Origin of the sequence: Gordonibacter massiliensis (ex Traore et al. 2017), from assembly GCF_019731765.1 — a bacterium.
Taxonomy (GTDB): domain Bacteria; phylum Actinomycetota; class Coriobacteriia; order Coriobacteriales; family Eggerthellaceae; genus Gordonibacter; species Gordonibacter massiliensis.
In genome coordinates, this window is the sequence record NZ_JAASIO010000012.1 from 1 (window position 1) to 17,519 (window position 17,519).

Below are 17,519 nucleotides of genomic sequence, written 5' to 3' on the forward strand. Positions count from 1 at the left end.
TCGGCGTTCCTGCTCAACCGCTTCGGCCCGAAGCGCATCGGCCTGTTCGGGCTGGCCTTCATGGTGGTCGGGTGCGCGGTCGGCGCGCCCGCGACCTCCTTCGCCCAGCTCATCGTCGGGCGTTTGCTGGAGGGCATCGGCGTGGCCATGATGGGCGTGGTGGCCACCACCGTCATCTCCATGTACTTCCCCCGCGAGAAGGCCGGCCTTCCCATGGGCATCTGGAACCTGTGGTACGTCGTGGGGAGCACGCTGGCCTACAACATCGGCGTGCCCGTGGCCCTGGCCCTCACCGGCGACCCGCACAACTGGCACGCGTGGTGGTGGTTCTCCGACGTGCTCGCCCTCGTGGCGTTCGTGGTGTTCGCGCTGTTCGTGAGCGTGCCCCACGCAGGGCGCGGCATCGCCGCGAAGAAGGAGCGCGAGACGGGCCGGCCCGCCCATCGCCCGGCCTCCATCCTCTTGGAGGGGTTCAAGGTCAAGCGCATGTGGCTGTTCGGCCTGGGCTTCTGCTTCCTCATGTTCACGTCGCTCTCGGTGCTCACATGGGTGCCCAACTACGTGCAGGAGATCGAGCTGGGCAAGATGGTGGCGGGCGGGATGGACATGGCGGCGGCCCAGGCGCAGGCCGGGGTCGCGGGAGGCTCGATGGCCTCGCTCGGCTTCGCGGCCTCCATCCCCATGGCGCTCGTGACGGCGTTTCTGCTGGGGAGGTTCCAGACCATCAAGGCGCGCAACGTCATGGTGGTCATCGCCGGCTTCTGCGCGTTCTTCTACGTGGGGGCGTTCCTTATCCCCTACGAGTACCTGCCCTACTACCTGGTGCTCCTGGGCCTGGAGAGCGGCTGGACGAGCGGGGTGGTGTGGTCGATGGTGCCCGTGACCATGCCCAAGCGCGTCACCATGCCCATCGGCATGGCCATCATCATCTTCTTCCAGGGCATCTCGAACCTGCTGTGCACGCCGGTCGTGGGCTACGTCATCGGCGAGGCCCAGGTGTGGACGAACGTGGCGCCGCTGTGTGCGGTCACGGCGGTGTGCGGCCTGGTTTGCTGGATAATCTACGTGGCCACGAAGCCGCCGGTGTTCGACGAGGACGAAGGGCGCGGTGCGCCTTCGGATGACGTCGAAGCTTTCGAAGGGGATGGCGCCCGCGCTTGAAGCGGCGCGCAAGATAGGGGGGCGCGGGCGACCGCGCTCCCGGCCATCGCCTTCGGGAGGCGGGACGCTGCCGGCAAAGCCCCTCCGATCTCCTTGCTTTCTCGTGCATAAGCAGGGAGTTCTTTGAAATAGACGGAACGTGGACGGTCTCTTCTGTAGTAGAATCAGCTTGTTCGCTTCGAACGCCGCGGTATTTGTTTTGACGAGATCCCTCGAGGGGGCAAGCCGGGGGTTCGAATCGCGGTCGCGAATGCTCTTGCTACGGAAGGGTTGGACGTGCGCGGCGATGTGACTGTTTCGAAACAGCAGATCAGCTCCTTGGAACTCCTCGCTCTTTGCGGATGCGGGCTTTTCTTCGCGTGGATGTTCTGCGCCTTCTATTGGCTCGTGCCCCTTTCGTTCGAAGCGGCTGGAAGGGGAGGGGGCGCCGGGTTGCGCGGCGTCGTCCAGCTGTTCGCGTTCCTGGGGCTTGCGGCGGGCTACGCCGGTCAGTGGATGCTGGCCAAAAGCCCGCGCTTCAGCCCGTATCGCCCCGCCGTCCTTTTGTTCGACGCGGCGTGCCTGGCGCTCGTCCCGGCGACGGCGCTCTGCGCCGCATGCGGCACGATCCCCTCTGCTCCGATCCAGACTGCGGCCTGCTTCCTGGCGGGCGTCGGCGCCGCCTTCGTCACCAACGGCTGGCTCGATGCGCCCTCGCTTTTCCGCTGCGAGCGCCTGGCGCGGTTCTACTCGCTCGGCGTTTTGAGCGGATGCGCGCTGTTCGCGTCGATCGCCTTCTTGCCCCTTGCCGCCCAAGCGGCCTTCAGCGCCGTTTTCGGGTTGGCTTCCGTCGGGTTGCTGCACTTCGTCGCCTCGCGCGACGAGGTGAAGAGCCGCCCCCGGGCAAGCCATCCGCCCGTCGACACGTGGACGCGTCAGAACGTGCGCGAGATCGAGCCGTCGCTCGTCACGTTCAACATGGTGTTCGGCTTGGGCTTCTGCGTGTTGGCGAACGGTGAGCTGCTCGTCTTGTTCCTCGGCTTGGCCAGCGCGATGGCGGGCGCGTTGCTGGTTCTGGTGTTCGATTGCCTGGGCGTGAAGACCAACATCGTGGTGTTCCAGCGCCTGCTTCTGGCGGTGGACGTTGTCACCTGCGTCGTGTACCCCTTCGTGCCCGAAGGGGCGAAACCGGTTTGCGCCTGCTGCGTCGTCGCATCATGGGCGGCGTTCCTGTCCGTGAACTACGAGCACATGGTCAAGAAGGGCATGCTGGAATACGACGTGCCGGTGTTCCGCCAGCTTCCTCAGAGGGTCATCTTCGCCGCGTCCGGTTTCGCGGCAGGATGGGCCCTGGCGGCGGGCTTCACGGTTCTGTACGGCGTCGGCGCCGGAGAGTTCACGCTGCTGTTCCTCGCCATGGTGATCGTGCTGGTGCTGGTGGTGATGGTGTTCTTCCCGGTCGACAACCACCACCTGAAAGCTGAGGGCCCGCAAGCTGCCGAGCAGGCTAGGGGGGAGCCGGCTGCGGCGGACAGGCCGAGCGAAGACGAGGCGTTCCAACGCCGCATCGCGTTCATCGCCCGCCGGTTCGGGCTGTCCGCCCGCGAGACGGAGGTCCTCTCCCTCATGGCCAAGGGAAGGAACGCGGCCTATATCCGCGACAAGCTGGTCCTGTCCCCGTACACGGTGAAAACCCACATGTACCACGTGTACACCAAGCTGGACATCCACACCCAGCAGAAGGTCATCGACTTCGTGGAAGCCTACGTTGAGGATGCCGATTCCCCGGTGCTCCCGGTGTAGGGTCGGCAAGAGGCGGTTCGCGAGCGGGCAAGCCGTTGGGCCGTGCCTCGGTCGCCCGCGAACCGGTCGTTGACGGCTGCGGCGCGGATTCCCACGCCGGTGGTTTTTAGGATATGGTCACGGTGCCGTTGCCGGTGAGCAGCGCCAAGACGGCCACCAAGCTGCCGGTGAGCGTCATGATGATGGAGAGGATGACGAAGAACAGGCACCCGATCCAGGCGAACATCTTTCCGCCCTCGCTCCAGCCCCATCCGTCTTTTCCCACGAGCCAGGCGAAGAGCACGCCGGGAAAGCTCCCGAACAAACCGATGAGGAAGTACCCTGCCTTCGCCGTTCCTGAAAGCTCTCTCATAGTTGTCTCCTTTCTTGGTTGGTTGATACACAAATGCAACCATACAGAAAGGGGGACAACAAAAGTGCAACACATGATAGTGGGGAAAGGACGTAGTTGCCCGATAGTTTCAAACCGGGCGCAGACGGGTCAGGCGCTCGGCCGCGCGCCTTTGTGGAAGGCGCCCACCGAGAACTCGGCCCACGAATACGAGGGCAGGTAATCGTTGCGGTAGGCGTTGATGGCGGCGGGATCGCCCTCGAGGAAGCGGTAGCTGTCGCAATCGAGAAGGTCGGGGTTGACCGCCAGGCTGTTCCACGCCTTCACCAGCACGTCGTCCGCCTGGACGCTCGCGAGCGCGGAGCGCAGGTCGGCGACGATGGTTTGGTAGTAACTGCGCTGCGACGCGTTGTGCGGGGCGTCTTCCCATAGAAGGGCGCAGGCCTCGCGCGCCGACACGCTGCCGCCGTGGCGATCGACCAAAAGCGCCAGCAGCTCTTTCGATTTCGATCGCTTGAAGGCGAGCGGCGCATCGTCCACGAAGATCTCGAAGCCGCCGAACGTTTGAACGCGCACGCGTTTGCGCGGGTTGCCCGCACGATGCTCGTAGATGAACGTCAGCTCCCGCGCCAGGTCCTCGGCATGAACCGGCTTGAGCAGATAGCCGGTTGCGTGGAGCGCGAACGCGTCCACCGCGTACTGGCTGTAGCTCGTCACGAACACGACGTGCAGGTCGGGGTACAGGTCCTTGAGCTCCTTCGCCAGCGAGAGCCCGCTCATGCCCGGCATCTCGATGTCGAGGAACGCCACGTCCACGGGTTCGCGGCGCGCGTGCTCGAGCGCCGCCCTCGGCGTGGCGAACGTGAGCGGTTCGCATGCGGGCATCACGCCGTGCAAGGTGCGAACGAGGTCCTTGAGCGCGAGCGGCTCGTCGTCGATGGCGATGACGTTCATGGATGCCTCCTGTCGGTATGCTCGGGTTCCCGCGGCGTGCGGGGGATGCGGATGACGGCCACCGTGCCCTCGCCCGGCGCGCTGCGCACGTCGAGCGTTCCCCCGCAGCCTTCCGCCAGCCGCACGCGCACGTTCTGGATGCCCACGTGGATGCGCTCGTCGTCCGGCGCGGCGGCCGAGTCGAACCCCATGCCGTCGTCGCGCACCTCCACCACGTGCTCGTCGCCGTCGTCGCGCGACGAAACGCGCACGCATCCGCCTTCCTCGCGCGGCGACACCCCGTGGCGCACGGCGTTCTCGACCAGCGCCTGCACGGCGAGCGGCGGCAGTTCGAAGTCGCGCGACGCGATGTCGAACTCCACCCGCAGCCGGTCGCCGAAGCGGCGTTGCTCCAGGTTGAGGTAGGTTGTCGTGTGCCGCAGCTCGCGTTCGAAGGGGATGGGCTGCTTGCTGGTGAGCGAAGCCATGTTCTCGCGCAGAAACGACGAGAAGTCCGTCACCGTGCGCGCCGCCTCGGCGGGGTCGCTCGCGCACAGCTCGCGGATGGCTGCCAGCGTGTTGTACAGGAAGTGCGGCTGGATCTGGCTCAGCATGATGTCGGATCGCGCCTCTGCCAGCTCGCGCTCGCGTTGGGCCAGAAGCGCTTTGCGCTCGGATTGGATGCTCAGGAACACCAGCAGGATGGCCAGCGCCACGGCCGTGTTCATGAGCGCGATGCCGTAGAAGGCCACCTGCACGACCTCGGCCACGATGGGCAGGGCGATGTAGCTGGCAAAGCCCAGCAGCTCCTTGCGCTCGAGGCAGCCGCGATGGCGCACGACGATGGCGGCGTTGCGCAAGTGCAGTATCACGGGCACCACCTGCGCCAGCCAGAACAGCTGCCCGCGCTCGTAGCCGGTCGCGGGGTCGACTCGGAAGAACATGCCGTTGAACAGGGAGACGACGCAGCCTGCCGTGTAGAGGGCGAACAGCGCGACGGAGAGGCGCAGGTAGTCGTGGGGAAGGGTCGTGCGCTTGCCGAGGTAAGCCGTGATGTAGCTGGTGAAGAACATGAACAGGGGAGCGGGCGCCACGTAGAACGAGAACGTGCCGACCAGCATCACGGCGTGCTCGACGCCGTCGAGCGGGGCGGCGAACATCCACGAGGTCATGTCGCCCAGGGCCATGACGGCGTTGCAGGCGCAGATGCCGGCGAAACAGAGGTTCGCGCGATCGCGCCGGTCCCCGCTGACCAGCACGTAGACGCCCAGTACCAGGCATAGGAGGGCGCTGTAGAGGTCCAGCGCGATATTGAACTGATGCACCACTCCTCCTTTGCCGGCGTCGTGAGGCGCAGCGCGCTCGCCGTTTCAAATGAACGCGCTGCGGAGTCGAGGGCCCCTTCTCATGGGGCTGGTCGCGGGCCCTGGCGCTCCGTCCCGTTCGCTTGGGGCGACCTTGCGACGGCAAGGCGTTGCGCGTAAAGCGGGTGCCTCGAACGGTGATCATTGTAGCAGCGCGGAGGCGCCGCAACGGCGACGGGGCGGCCGCGTTTGCAGCCGCCCCGTCGAAAGGTCTCAAGCGATGTCGCTTAGCGGCGCGCGCCCGGCATGCCGTCCGAACGCCTCTTCGAGAGCAGGCCGGCCGCTGCGGCGCAGGCGCCGGCCGCGACGGCGGATGCGCCCGCAACGAAGGGGGTCGCGCCGTCGCCGGTGGAGGCCAGCTTCTTCCCATCAACGGTGTCTGTGGCAGGCTCGGCAGCGGGCACGGTCAACGCGCCTAGGCGCTCGAGGATGGCGCGCTCGGCATCGCCTACCGGCACCTCGCTCACCACGCGGCCCTTGCCTTCGCCGTTGCCGTACGTGCCGCCTTCATCGACGATGGAGCCGACCGAGTCGAGCGCGCCGGTCTCGTCGTCGAAGTTCTGCTTGAGGGTTATGAGCCCCGCGTTGTCGAACGACCCCGCATTGGAAAGCGGCCCGTACAGGTTCAGCTCGCCTGCGTTGCGCAGCGTGCCGGCGTTATCGAACCGGTACGAGTACACGTCCAGAGGCGCTCCCTCGAGCGTGAGGTCCGCGCCGGAGGCGTTCGTCACAGGGGCGTCCTTCATGAAACGGGTCTTGCCCGACACGGTCATGATGCCGTTGTTCTGGATGCTCGTCATGAACCCTGCCGGCATGGCGGACATGTCGCCCGAGGAAACGCTGCCGAACGACTGCATCTGCGCGGCGAACCGCAGCTCGCCGTTGTTGACGACCGGCGCGTACATGAGCTGCGCCACGCTGCCGGAGAACCGCATGGTTCCGTTGTTGCTTATCTTGGCGAGCTGCGCTTGGAACTGCGAGCCCTCCTCGCACACGAAGTGGGCGTTCCGGCCGTTCTCCACGTTGCCGCCCATCATGGCCTGGCAGGCGCCGCTCACAACGATGGAGCCGTTGTTGACCAGCGGCGAGCCGAGGAATATGGCCGACCCGACGCGCAGGGCCCCGTTGTTGGCGAGCGAGCCGGAGAAGCCGGGGAACATGCTGCCCAGATCGCCGAGGCCGCCAAGGCCCCCCGAAGCGTCTCCGCCGCCGAGGCCGCCCAGACCTCCCAAATCGCCGAGGTCGCCCAAACCGCCGCTCTCGCCGGAGCCGCCCATATCGCCGATCAGGTCCTTCATCGCGTCGCCCATGCCGGCGAGGTCCATGACGATGAGCTGGCCGACCTCGCTTGCCGCATTGTCGGCTGCAGAGCCCAGCACGAGCGGGCAGCCGACCATGACGCCGGCATCGCCGAACCCGTCGAGGCGGCCGACCTGCAGGGTTCCGCCGCCCGCGGCGTTGAACGAGAGGCTCGGATCCTCGCCTTCCGGGAGGGTCGCATTGAACGCGAGCGACATCGTGCTGCCCGACAGGTTGAGGTTGCCGAAGTAGAGCTCGACGGCATGCGACACCGACTCGCCGTCCGGCTCGCTGGCCTTCGACGGCACCGCATCGACCACGAGGTGCAGATCGCGGCCCAAGGCGACAGAGGGATCCGCGCTCGCCAAGCCTTTTTCCTTGTCGACGGCGACAGCTCCGGTCCAGTCGCTGGGAGCTGAATCCGAAAGCAGGGCCGAAACGACCACGGCGCTGGTGTCGTTCGGGTCTTGGGCCACGCGAACCCACACGCCGCGGGAGTCGCCTTCGGTTGCCGCCGGAATCTTGGACGGATCGAACACCTCGTTGTCAGCGGGTTCGATCCCGTTCGAATCGCCGTTCGCGCCTTCGGGCAGAACGTCGTTCGACAGGGCGGCCGGCCCCGTTTCGCCGGCAGGTCCGTTTTCGTCCAGAGCGCCGTTCGTCCCTTCGGCCTGGTTGGCGCCCAGCGCGCCGCCGCTCGGCTCCTCTTGCGCGGCCTTCGGCTGCCCGCTGTCCGGTTCGGCCGGTTCCGCCGGCTCGCCCCAGGCGAACGGGACGCCGAGCGAGAACGCCAGCAGTCCCGCGCAGGCGAACGACCCGATTTTCCTCGCTGATCCCATCGTGTACCTCCCCATTCCTCGAAAGCGACCGAAGCCCGTGACCGACTCCTCGGCGCTTCGCGCTTCAGCCGTGTGATACCTGGGCACCATGGTAGGGAAGGGATGACAACAAAAGTGCAACAAAGATGCGGCGAGCGCGCTCCGACCCGCCTTCGCCGGAGCGGAGCGCTCGACGTTCGTCCGGGGTCGCGCTACGCTTTGCCGTCCGTTTCTCCCGAGCCCTTGCGCGCGAGGTCGATGAGCTCTTGCTGGGAATGCACGCCGCATTTCGAGAAGATGCTGCGCACGTGCGAGCTCACGGTGTTGATGGAAACGGTGAGCTCGTCGCGGATGTAGGGACGGCTGCGGCCGGCCAAGAGCAGGGCCGCCACGTCCGTCTCGCGGTTCGTCAGGTCGTAGGCGGCTTGCAGCGCGCACGCCTCCTGCTCGAACAGCGCGGTCAGGTCGGGCGCCCCGTCGCCGGCGACCGTTCCCGCATCGTCCGCATCCCCGCGCTCGCGGGTGCGGTTGAGCACCCAATTGGGGTTGAAGCCCGTCACCATGATGGTGAACAGCACGATCGTCATGATGACGGCCGACAGCACCACGAGCCCCTTCGTCTCCAGCGACTCCATGGCGAACAGCCCCACCAGGCAGCCGACGAAAATGCCGATCCCTTCGCCGAGCGCGTAGGTGCCGAACACCGCGAGCGCCCCGCTGCCCGAGCGCCTCAGGTACTTGCAGGCTCCCAGCCAGCAGCCGAACTGCACGCCGAACATGCCCAGGAAGTTGATGGAATACGCCGCCAGGCGCAGCATGGGGTTGCCGTAGTCCACCAGGATGGGCACGTAGCTCAGCATGAACAGCGGCAGGCTCCAGCGGTAGGCCAGCGACAGGTTCAGGTAGCGCGACATGCGCAGGCACAGCACGAGCATGACGATGGAGAGCGCGCAGGCACAGGAGAAGGGTATGAGGAAGTGGGTGACGCGGTCTCCCATGATGGCCGGCGTGGACACGACGCGGAAGAACGCCACCTGCACCCACGACAAGCACACGAGCAGGCAGAACGAGAGCATTCCGCGATGGGGCGGCAGCGTCGCGCGCGCCTCGGATCCGCATGGGCGCGCCTCGGCCGGGCGGCGGCAGGCGAGCCAGAACGAGAGGGCGATCATGGCCAGCAGCAGCGCGAGGAACGGGATGGACCCGCGCTTCGTGAACAGCAGCACGGAGTACAGCACGAAGGACACCGTGAACGACAAGGGTATGGCGAACTCCACGTGCGCTTCGTCGTAGGATCCCAGACGGTCGCTCCACAGCATGGCGAACAGCGCCACGGCGACGCCCGTGAGCGCGCCGCCCGGCACGTGGAACGCCCAGGCCGCGCCGAAGCGGTCGGTCCACGCGAACCAGGTGAGCACGTTGCCCAAGACGGCGCAGGCGAGCGCCGTTGCTCCGAAGGCGCGCCGGCGCACCAGGCGGTCGGGATCGCGCACGAAGCGCGAGGCGATAAGCCCGGCCGCGCCTCCCAGCCCTTCGAACAGGCCGCTCACCATCCAGATGCGCTCCAGGTTGTACGTGGTGAACGTGCCGTCGATGGCCGTGTCGTGCGTGGCCAGGCCGCACCCGAACAGTGTGCAGAACACCCACGCCAAAAAGAGCGCGAACCCGATGGTCTCGTGACGGTACAGCGGCAGGTTCCGCCGATAGTATTCCTTCATATTGCTTTCCACCCCCGCTGTCGATTATAGAGCATGGCCGGTGCGCCCCGCCACGCCCTGAAAGCGGGCTCTTTTCGCTCAACTCGTACTTGAACGGGGAAAACGAAAACTTCACCTGGATCAGGTGAGGCGTTTAGACGAGGTTACCGGGGCAAAACGCCTCGTTCAGGTGATGAAGCGGCGCTTCCTCCCGCCTAGACTTGCCAACCGTTGTGTTCGATCGCTACAACGAAGGAGGAGGAGAGTATGGGATCGAAAAACATCGACCGGCGAACGTTCGTCGAGGCGATGGGGGCGCTCGGCGCCTTGACGGTTGCGGGAGCGACCCTCGGGACCCAGCCCACGGCCGCCGTGGCGGCGGAGTCCGCGTTCCCGGCGCCCGCCAAGGGCAAGCCCGTCGAGGCGAGCGTCGACCCCAAGACGGGGGAGGTGGCCGTCAACGAGGACGTGGTCGTGCGCTATTCCGGCTGCGTGGGCTGTTACTGCTCGTGCGGCAACCGCGTGAAGCTCGACCGGGAAACGGGCAGCGTGCTGGGCGTGGGGGGCAACCCCTACAACCCGGCCGACGCGTACCCGTTCCTTGATTTCGAGGCGCCGCTCACGGAGGCCTACCAGTCGCTCAGCTACGCCAACGGCAAAGGCAACCTGCTGCGCGGCACGGTGTGCGGGCGCGGCAACGGCACGCTCGACGGCTACACCCAGCCCGACCGCATCACCGCGCCCCTCAAGCGCGCCGGCAAGCGCGGCGAGGGCAAGTGGAAGGCCATCGGATGGGATCAGCTCATCAAAGAGGTCACCGAGGGCGGCAAGCTGTTCGCCGACATCGGAGAGGACCGCGACATCATGGGCTTCAAGGCGCTGCACGACACCGAAACGCCCCTGAACCCCGACGAGCCGAGCCTCGGCCCCGTGTCCAACCAGCTGGTCATGCTGGGAAGCCGTTCCGACGGCCGCGGCAACTTCTCGAGCCGCTTCGCCTCGACGTTCGGCACGATCAACGCCTACGGGCACGCCAGCAGTTGAGCGGTCGCCAACTCAGCGAGTTCGCTGGCATCAAAAGGTGATAACGGCCTCACACCTGAACCCGAAGAGGCCGAATACGCAATCTGGCTGGGCGCCTTCCCCGGCGGCAGCATGATCAACTTCCAAAGCTCCGGCAAGCGCACGCTCGCGAACCTGGCCGCCGGCAAGCTGAAGATCGACGTCATCGACTGCACGCTGGCCAACGGCTCGGTCACGCCCACCATCCCGGGCATCAACTGGATACCCATCAAGCCGGCCACGAACGCGGCCTTCTGCGCGGCCCTCGTGCAGAAGATCATCGCGGACAAGACCTACGATGCCGACGCCCTCTCGTTCACCACGCAGAAGGCGGCCGTCGCAGGCGGCTTTGGCGCCTACACGAACGCCACGTACCTCGTCATCGTCGACGAGGGCCATCCCAACCACCTCAAGCTCATGCGCGCTGCCGACGCCGGCATCGACGCGCCCGAGGAGAAGGACAAGGACGGCAAGGCGCTCGACCAGTTCGTCGTCATCGATGCCGCCACGGGCCAGCCCGCCGTGCACTCCGCATGCGGCAAGGGCGCGCTCGAGTTCGAGGGCGAAGTGAACGGCGTGAAGGTGCGCACCGGCTTCTCGCTGCTCAAGGACTCGGTCAACGAGTACACCATGGAGGAGTACTCCGAGATCACCGGCGTGTCCGTGGAGGATCTGGAGCGCATAGCCAAGGAGTACACCTCCCACGGCACGCGCGCGGGCATCTGCCACAAGGGCGGCTCGGCCGCCTCGGTCAACGGCATCGACACGGTCATGGGCGCGGCGGTGCTGCACGCCATCATCGGCGCGAACCAGATGATCGGCGGCAACGCCCCCAACAGCCCGGCTCCCACCACGGCGGGCAACGGCGCGCGCTACAAGCTGGGCACCATCGCCGGCAAGCCCGACGTCTCCACCAAGAACGCCACCTACATCTCGCGCACGGTGAAGGCGTGGGAGAAGACCGACGAGTACAAGAATCGCGTGGCGGCGGGCGAGAAGGACCCCAAGCCGCTCATGCCCTGGTTCGGCAACGGCGCGGCATCCGACAGCCAGGCGCTGCTCTCCATCGTGAACCGCTATCCTTACCAGGCGAAGATCCTCACCTCCTTCATGTGCAACACGCTGCAGGCCACGCCGGGCGCCATGCGAGACGAGGTCGTGGAGCGCCTGTGCGATCCCGAGGTGCTGCCGCTGCACATCGTGTGCGACGTCTTCGTGGGCGAGCATGCCCAGTACGCCGACTACATCGTGCCCGACGTGACTCCCTACGAGAGCTTCGGCCTGCCCACCACGGGCACCACGTTCACCGGCTTTGGCACCACCGTGCGCTGGCAGGTGAAGGAGCCGGAGAGCATGCTGCTCGACGACGGCCGCCATGCCAGCTGGGAGACGTTCCTGGCCGACGTGGCCCAGGCGTGCGAGCTGCCCGGCTGGGGCGAGAACGCTATCAAGGACGCCGACGGCAAGGCGTGGCCCCTGCGCGACGCCTGCGACTTCTACCTGAAGGCGGTCGCGAACCTCGCGTACGCCGAAGAGCCGGTGGCCGACATCTCCGACGAGGAGATGCGCGTCCAGGCCCTCGACGAGCTGCCCGAAAGCTTCAAAGCCGCCGTCACCGCCGAGGAGTGGCCCAAGGTGCTCAACGTGCTCTCGCGCGGCGGGCGCTACTGGCCCATGTCCTACGTGCACGACGCCGACGGGCGCCGCAGCCGCGGCTTCGAGAAGGAGAACCAGACGTACTACTACAGCGAGAAGCGCGCGCTGAACAAGAACTGCTACTCGGGCAAGCGCCTGCCGGGCGTGTTCGGCTACAACCCCGAGACGTTCACCGACCTCTCGCCCATGACCGACCATTTCTCGCGCGAGGAGTACCCGTTCGGGGCCTCCGAGCACAAGCCCCGCTTCCGCTCGATATCCATGCTGTCGAACAGCCCCGTCATGCGGGATCTGTGCAGCCACAACTACATCGAGCTCAACCGCGAGGACGCGGTCGCCCTCGGCATCAAGGACGGCGACAAGGTTCGCGCCACCACGCCGCTCGGCGACGTGAGCGAGGGCATCGCCATGGTGCGCGCCGGCCAGACGAAGGGCGCATTCGCCCTCGCGTTCGGCTACGGGCACCAGAACTACGGCGCCCAGGACATCGAGGTGGACGGCGCGGTGACCAAGGGCGATCCGGCCGTCGCGGCCGGCGTGCGCATCCACCAGATGCTCGACCCCACCGTCACGGGCGTGACCGGCGACGACGTCATCAGCATCATCGCCGAGAACGACGCGGCGAGCCCGGGACGCTGCGGCGGCATGTTCAAAATCGAGAAGGCATAAGGGGGGTGTGCGATCATGAGTGAGAAAAAGCTTGGCATGCTGATTGACCTATCCCTGTGCATCGGGTGCAACGCGTGCACCGTGGCCTGCAAGCGCGAGAACGACGTGCCGCTGGGCGCGTTCAACACCTGGATCGAGAGCTTCGACGTGGAGCGGCCGGACGGGCGCATCGCGCGCGCGAACGTGCCCAAGCAGTGCAACCACTGCGAGGACGCTCCCTGCGTGAAGGTGTGCCCCACGGGCGCCAGCTATCGAGCCGACGACGGCACGGTGCAGATCGACCAGGACAAGTGCATCGGGTGCAAGTACTGCATGGCGGCGTGCCCGTACCAGGTGCGCTACCAGCTGGAGTCCGGAGAGGTGCAGAAATGCACGTTCTGCCACCACCGCACGAGCGTCGGGCTGCTGCCGGCCTGCGTGAGCACGTGCGTGGGCTACGCCCGCACGTTCGGCGATCTGAACGACCCGGAGAGCGACATCTCCAAGCGCCTGGCCGGTGCGTTGGGCGGCGAGGTGCTCTACGAGGACCTGGGCCTGCACCCCGCGCTGCGCTACATCGGCCTTAAAGAAACCGAAGCCATGCCGGTTGCGTCCGCCATCCATCGCGGCGGCAACGTCATGCGGCCGTACGAGGGGTGATCGAGATGGTTTGGGACGCATTCATAGCAATCTATCTGTTCCTGGCCGGTTTGGGGGCCGGGGCGTTCGTCCTGGGCGCGCTTTCGAACTGGGCGAAGAAACCGGCGCCGCGCATGAAGAAGATCGCCTTCGTCATCGCGCCGGTAGCCGTGGCTGTGGGCACGCTCGTGCTCGTGGTGGACGCGAAGGCCGGGTTCAACAACCCGCTGCGGTTCTTCATGCTGGTGTCGAACCTGAACTCCGTCATGGCTTGGGGCGTCGTCATCCTGAGCGTGTTCTTGGCGGTGAGCGTGGTCGACTTGGCGCTGCTGCTGGTGCGGAAGAAGACGCCGAAGGCGCTCGACGTCGCAGGCGCGCTGCTGGCCGTGTGCGTGGCCGCCTACACCGGCGTGCTGCTGGGAGATGCGGGGGTGGCGTTCCCGTTGTGGAACATGGCCCTGCTGCCGGTGCTGTTCGTGGTTTCGGCGGCCTCCACCGGCATGGCCGCGGTGCTGTTCGTCACGCACCTGGTCGCGCCCGACGAGGCCGAGGCGCTGCCGGCGCTTCCCAAGGCCGGCCTCGTGCTGCCCGTGCTGGAACTCGTGCTGGTGGCGGCCCTGCTGGGCGTGACGGCCTCCGCGTCGGGCTCGGCCGCGGCCGCGGCGTCGGCTTCGGTGGCGAACCTGCTTTCCGGTGCGTACGCCGTGCCGTTCTGGCTCGGGTTCGTGTGCGTGGGCCTGGTGCTGCCGTTCGCGCTGGAGCTGGCGCGGCGCGGGAAGTCCGGCGCCCCGAAGGCCGCCGTTTCCGAAGCTGCCGCTGACGGTGCCGCGGCGGTCGCTCCGGGTTCGGGCAAGGCGCTTGCCCTCGTGGGCGAAGCCGGCGTGCTCGTGGGCGGCTTCATGCTGCGCTACCTGGTGATCATGGCCGCCTTGGCGGTCGCGTTCGCCTAGAGGCGCGCGCTGCTGGGTGGAAGGGCCCGCAGGCCCTTCCACCCTTCGCTCTCGCTGGTTGCCCCGTAGGGGCGATCTCCTGATCGCCCGTTCCGGCGAAGCCGGAAAAGCAGCGGCGGTTCCCCTTCCCGAACCGCGCACGGCGGCTGTCGGGATATCGCCCCTGCGGATCAACCGGTGCGACTATCGTTTCCTTATCGATTGGGAGGTTCGACCTTGAACGATGCAACACCCTTGCCGGCCGATGAGCTGCGCGGCTTCTCCGTCATCGCGGAAGCCTGCGCCGAGGCGCTCGTAAACGAGCCTTCCGAGCGGGTGGTGGGGGATATGGCTCGCGTGGCCCGCGCGCTGGGCGACGAGCGCTTCGACGCCGTCGAGTCCGACGCCGCGCTCGCGCAACGATATTCCGACCGCTTCTTCGTGCCCACGAGCCCCTTCTACGTGCCGCTCGTCGAGAGCAGCGTGCGCGGCGCCGTGGAGGAGGGCGGGCGTGTGACGTACGCTCCCGCGACGGGTACCAGGGCCGACCACGTTCTCAAGTGCTACCGTGCCGTGGGGTTCGACTACCGTGCCATGGAAGGGTTCGCTCCGGCCGTGAAGTCGCTGAAGCCCGACTCGATGGCGTGCGAGCTGGCGTTCATGGCCTTCCTCGCCCGCGCAGGGGCGAATGCGGCGCAGGGCGATCCCGAGGCAGCGAAGCGCGCCGCGGAGCTGCTGCGCCAGTTCGCGCATGAGCACGCGGCCGCATGGTTTGGCAAGGCCGCCCACTGCCTGCGCGCGGCCGACGACGACTTCTACGCCCGCACGGCCGCCCTGGCAGCCGAGGCGGTGGAGTCGCTCGCGGCGGCATAGCGCTGCAAGCGGCCGGTTACAGGCTCCCTCGACGCGCGGGCTTTTGGGCGGGAGCGCGCCTTCCGAAACCGCCGGACGGCCCGCCGGCGTCGCCGGTTGCCGACCCCTGCCGGTTTCGGATGGCGTATACTGCGGACATGGACGATTTTGGAACAAATGGGCAGGGCGGCGCCGAGGGCTGGGTTCCTCCTGAGGCCGACCGCTACGAGGCGCTCGTCGCGGGTCCGGACGGCGCTCCCGACTGGACGCTCTTGGGCAAGGTTCGCGACGGCGGCTTCAGCTGGTGCACGTTCTTCCTAGGGCCCTTGTACTGGGCGTACCGCAAGTGCTATGCGGAGGCGGCCGTGCTCGTGGCGTTCAACGTGCTTGCGGGCTTCCTGCCCGAAAGCTTTCTCTGGGCCTTGCTGAGCCTGGTCACCTGCGTGGTGCTGGGCTTCGCCTTCCCGTACCTGTACCGCTGGCGCGCCGACCGGCTGCACGCCAAGGCGTTCGCGCAAGGCGCGGCGAGCGAGCGGGAGGCGGTCGCGTACGTGCGCGCCCATGGCGGCACGAGCTGGGTCGGCGTCGTCGCGTTGCTGGCCGTCGCTGTCGCGCTCGCATGCGCCGAGGTGGCCTTGACGGGCCTCGTCGCGTCCCCGGCGGCCGCGCCCCGCGTCTCGGCCTTCTGAGCCGCCGTATCCTCCCTAACCGCGTTCCCTTCCGTTCGCACCGCGCCGAGGCGGTTTCCTCCGCTTGTTTCAAAACTGCATATTTATTGCCGAAACACCGAAAATAATGCAAATCACAAGCATAATCATCTAAATAGTCGTATACTAGCTTGCGACCTTTAAGGCGGTACGGAGAGACCGACAAGGTGCGCAGCATAGCTTTCCCAGGACCACGTGCGCCTTTGTCCCCGACGAAGGCGTTTTTTCGTATATGCTGCCCGAGCGGAAGGAAGATTTTGAGCGAGATAGCGAACAAGCTGCTGGAGGGCACGTCGAAGCCCGCGCCCGCGCCGGCGGCGCTCGTGCTGGAGGACGGCGCGGTGTTCCGCGGCACGGCGTGCGCGGCACCCGGCGAGGTGTACGGCGAGATATGCTTCAACACGTCGCTCGAGGGCTACCTCGAGGTGATCACCGACCCGTCCTACGCCGGGCAGATCATCACGATGACGTACCCCCAGATCGGCAACTACGGCGTTAACCCCGAAGACGCGCAGGCGGACAAGCCGGCGCTGCGCGGGCTGGTGGTGCGCGATATGTGCGCCACGCCGTCGAACTGGCGCAGCACCGCGAGCCTTCCCGACTACCTGCGCGAGCACAACGTGGTGGCCGTCGAGGGCGTCGACACCCGCGCCCTCGTCCGTCACGTGCGCGACCACGGCGCTCAGCGCGCGGTGCTCTCCACCGTCGACGTCGACGAAGCCAGCCTCCTCGCCAAGGTGCGCGCGAGCGAGCCCCTCGTCGGGCAGAACCTGGCGGCCACCGTGTCGTGCGCGGAGCCGCACCCGGCGGACGCGCTGCCCGCGAGCCACGCGTTCGCCGTGGCCGAGCCCGCGCCGGCGCGCCACCGCGTCGTCGCCTACGACTGCGGGGCGAAGCGCTCCATCCTGCAGAACCTCGTGCGCTCGGGCTGCGACGTGACCGTCGTGCCGTGGGACACGCCGGCCGAAGACGTGCTGGCCATGGACCCCGACGGCGTGTTTCTGTCGAACGGCCCCGGCGACCCCGAGGCCGTGGAGGGAACGTACTCCCAGGTGCAGAAGCTGTTGGGCCGCGTGCCGGTGTTCGGCATCTGCCTGGGGCACCAGATGATCGCGAAGGCCGCCGGGGCAGGCATCGAGAAGCTCAAGTTCGGCCACCGCGGCGGCAACCATCCCGTCATGAACCTGCTCACCGGCCGCGTGGAGATCACGGCGCAGAACCACGGCTTCGGCCTGTTGTTCCCCAGCTTGGGGACGCTCGTGCCCGAGCTGTCGGGCGGGTTCAAGGGCCACGAGGACGACCTGCGCTTCTGGGCGCGGGCCGGCATCGCGCCGGTTGTGGACAACGAGCGGTTCGGCCGCATCCGCCTCACGCATGTGAACCTGAACGACGGCACCGCCGAGGGCGTGGCCTTCCTGGACATCCCAGCGTTCTCGGTGCAGTACCATCCCGAAGCCTCGCCCGGCCCCACCGACGCGCACTACCTGTTCACCGCGTTCGGACGGCTCATGGACGGCCGCGAGGACTACCTCGACATCGACATCGCCGCCGACCGCCTGGCCGGCTGGACGTTCGGCGAGCAAGCCGCCACCGTGGCGGGCGCGCCCGCACACGGGTCTGCGACCGAAGGGGGGCGGTAGC

Annotated in this window: 14 protein-coding genes; 9 read left to right on the plus strand and 5 right to left on the minus strand. The window is 67.2% G+C overall.

What is annotated here, in order from left to right; translation table 11 throughout:
- A partial coding sequence (locus tag HCH03_RS12280; RefSeq protein ID WP_221689739.1) for an MFS transporter occupies positions 1 to 1,161 on the plus strand: 1,161 nt, incomplete at its 5' end.
- Positions 1,162 to 1,437: 276 nt separating this feature from the next.
- Positions 1,438 to 2,943 carry a helix-turn-helix transcriptional regulator gene (locus HCH03_RS16840; protein WP_221689740.1) on the plus strand — a complete coding sequence of 502 codons (1,506 nt, stop codon included), beginning with the start codon at positions 1,438 to 1,440 and terminating at the stop codon, positions 2,941 to 2,943.
- Positions 2,944 to 3,049: 106 nt separating this feature from the next.
- Here the strand turns inward: HCH03_RS16840 and HCH03_RS12290 are convergent, their stop codons facing one another.
- The 5 genes from HCH03_RS12290 to HCH03_RS12310 all read right to left on the minus strand — a co-directional run bounded on the left by HCH03_RS12290 (position 3,050) and on the right by HCH03_RS12310 (position 9,406).
- On the minus strand, positions 3,050 to 3,295 hold the full coding sequence (locus tag HCH03_RS12290; RefSeq protein WP_221689741.1) for a hypothetical protein: 246 nt from the start codon (positions 3,293 to 3,295) through the stop codon (positions 3,050 to 3,052).
- Between the two features lie 129 nt (positions 3,296 to 3,424).
- On the minus strand, positions 3,425 to 4,228 hold the full coding sequence (locus tag HCH03_RS12295) for a response regulator (RefSeq protein WP_221689742.1): 804 nt from the start codon (positions 4,226 to 4,228) through the stop codon (positions 3,425 to 3,427).
- A complete protein-coding gene (locus HCH03_RS16845) occupies positions 4,225 to 5,532 on the minus strand; it encodes a sensor histidine kinase (RefSeq protein ID WP_221689743.1) in 1,308 nt (435 codons plus the stop codon). Before HCH03_RS16845 ends, HCH03_RS12295 begins: the two co-directional genes overlap by 4 nt.
- Positions 5,533 to 5,798: 266 nt before the next feature.
- Positions 5,799 to 7,709, minus strand: coding sequence for a hypothetical protein (locus HCH03_RS12305; RefSeq protein WP_221689744.1), 1,911 nt, complete (start codon positions 7,707 to 7,709; stop codon positions 5,799 to 5,801).
- A gap of 191 nt (positions 7,710 to 7,900) precedes the next feature.
- A complete protein-coding gene (locus HCH03_RS12310; RefSeq protein ID WP_221689745.1) occupies positions 7,901 to 9,406 on the minus strand; it encodes a response regulator transcription factor in 1,506 nt (501 codons plus the stop codon).
- Positions 9,407 to 9,652: 246 nt separating this feature from the next.
- On the opposite strand from HCH03_RS12310, the gene HCH03_RS12315 reads away from it, so the two are divergent.
- The 7 genes from HCH03_RS12315 to carA all read left to right on the plus strand — a co-directional run bounded on the left by HCH03_RS12315 (position 9,653) and on the right by carA (position 17,518).
- Complete coding sequence (locus HCH03_RS12315; RefSeq protein ID WP_185906365.1) at positions 9,653 to 10,429, plus strand: hypothetical protein; 777 nt, start codon at positions 9,653 to 9,655, stop codon at positions 10,427 to 10,429.
- Between the two features lie 111 nt (positions 10,430 to 10,540).
- A complete protein-coding gene (locus tag HCH03_RS12320; protein WP_185906364.1) occupies positions 10,541 to 12,772 on the plus strand; it encodes a molybdopterin dinucleotide binding domain-containing protein in 2,232 nt (743 codons plus the stop codon).
- Between the two features lie 15 nt (positions 12,773 to 12,787).
- The gene (locus tag HCH03_RS12325; protein WP_185906363.1) at positions 12,788 to 13,411 is read left to right on the plus strand and encodes a 4Fe-4S dicluster domain-containing protein; all 624 of its coding nucleotides are present in this window, start codon (positions 12,788 to 12,790) and stop codon (positions 13,409 to 13,411) included.
- Between the two features lie 5 nt (positions 13,412 to 13,416).
- Positions 13,417 to 14,340 carry an NrfD/PsrC family molybdoenzyme membrane anchor subunit gene (gene nrfD, locus HCH03_RS12330; protein WP_185906362.1) on the plus strand — a complete coding sequence of 308 codons (924 nt, stop codon included), beginning with the start codon at positions 13,417 to 13,419 and terminating at the stop codon, positions 14,338 to 14,340.
- A 216-nt stretch (positions 14,341 to 14,556) separates the two neighbouring features.
- Positions 14,557 to 15,192, plus strand: coding sequence for a molecular chaperone TorD family protein (locus HCH03_RS12335; RefSeq protein ID WP_185906361.1), 636 nt, complete (start codon positions 14,557 to 14,559; stop codon positions 15,190 to 15,192).
- Positions 15,193 to 15,329: 137 nt separating this feature from the next.
- Positions 15,330 to 15,860 (plus strand): DUF2628 domain-containing protein, encoded by a 531-nt coding sequence (locus HCH03_RS12340; RefSeq protein ID WP_221689746.1) that lies wholly within the window; start codon positions 15,330 to 15,332, stop codon positions 15,858 to 15,860.
- Between the two features lie 275 nt (positions 15,861 to 16,135).
- A complete protein-coding gene (gene carA / locus HCH03_RS12345) occupies positions 16,136 to 17,518 on the plus strand; it encodes a glutamine-hydrolyzing carbamoyl-phosphate synthase small subunit (protein ID WP_185906359.1) in 1,383 nt (460 codons plus the stop codon).
- Position 17,519 lies beyond the last annotated feature (1 nt).

Bases quoted from the DNA above. Each gene is read 5' to 3' on its own strand.
- HCH03_RS12305 (WP_221689744.1), bottom strand. From the start codon at position 7,709: ATGGGATCAGCGAGGAAAATCGGGTCGTTCGCCTGCGCGGGACTGCTG.
- nrfD (WP_185906362.1), top strand. From the start codon at position 13,417: ATGGTTTGGGACGCATTCATAGCAATCTATCTGTTCCTGGCCGGTTTG.
- HCH03_RS12340 (WP_221689746.1), top strand. From the start codon at position 15,330: ATGGACGATTTTGGAACAAATGGGCAGGGCGGCGCCGAGGGCTGGGTT.
- HCH03_RS12290 (WP_221689741.1), bottom strand. From the start codon at position 3,295: ATGAGAGAGCTTTCAGGAACGGCGAAGGCAGGGTACTTCCTCATCGGT.
- HCH03_RS12320 (WP_185906364.1), top strand. From the start codon at position 10,541: ATGATCAACTTCCAAAGCTCCGGCAAGCGCACGCTCGCGAACCTGGCC.
- HCH03_RS12310 (WP_221689745.1), bottom strand. From the start codon at position 9,406: ATGAAGGAATACTATCGGCGGAACCTGCCGCTGTACCGTCACGAGACC.
- HCH03_RS12315 (WP_185906365.1), top strand. From the start codon at position 9,653: ATGGGATCGAAAAACATCGACCGGCGAACGTTCGTCGAGGCGATGGGG.
- HCH03_RS12325 (WP_185906363.1), top strand. From the start codon at position 12,788: ATGAGTGAGAAAAAGCTTGGCATGCTGATTGACCTATCCCTGTGCATC.
- HCH03_RS12295 (WP_221689742.1), bottom strand. From the start codon at position 4,228: ATGAACGTCATCGCCATCGACGACGAGCCGCTCGCGCTCAAGGACCTC.